Source organism: Mesorhizobium sp. WSM4820 (genome assembly GCF_055811075.1).
Map to the genome: position 1 here is coordinate 1 of NZ_JBVVQN010000079.1, position 673 is coordinate 673.

The window sequence follows — 673 nt, forward strand, 5'->3', positions numbered from 1 at the left end:
GCAATGCCTTCTGGACGGTAAACAGCGTGCCTTTAACGTTGACGCCGAAGGTTGTGTCGAAATGGGTCTCGGTAATCGCGCCCAGCGGCATGAACTCGCCAAGGCCGGCATTTGCGAAGAGGATGTCGATGCGGCCCTTCTTGGCCGTGACGGTCTCATACAGTCGGTCGAGGTCCTGAGCACTGGAAACATCGCTGCGGACGCCAGTGACGTTGTCACCTAACGACGCGACGGCTTTATCCAACTCAGGCTGGCGCCGTCCCGTTATGAACACGTACGCGCCCTCCTCCATAAAACGCTTTGCACTTGCTAGGCCGATACCGCTATTTCCGCCGGTAACGAGAGCGATCTTTCCGTCTAATTTTCCCATGATCGGTTTCCAGTGCGCATGGCTGCAGAGGCAGCGGTTTTAAAGTTTAACTGAAGAGCTGCAGTGCCCTCGCCCGGCTGGTCATACGCCCGCGTAAGCAAGCCTGGTGAAAAGGCGGGATCCATGATGAACTGTCTCGGCGCCAGCCAACCTCCCGCCTCGGCGAAAATAGCCGAGGCTAGGCAGCACAGGCAGAAGCCGCGGCGAGACAAATTGATTGTATGCGCATTGGGCATCGTGCTCTCCTACGCCATGTAGTGTCAGGCTAGAGGGCCTCGCCGGGAGCCTCACCCTTTGATGAAA

Annotated in this window: 1 protein-coding gene; it reads right to left on the minus strand. The window is 57.7% G+C overall.

Features of this window, described 5'->3' with window-relative positions:
• Positions 1-370 (minus strand): SDR family NAD(P)-dependent oxidoreductase (locus AC0L2R_RS33795; RefSeq protein WP_473514115.1); only part of this gene is annotated, 370 nt, incomplete at its 3' end.
• Between the last annotated feature and the right edge of the window lie 303 nt (positions 371-673).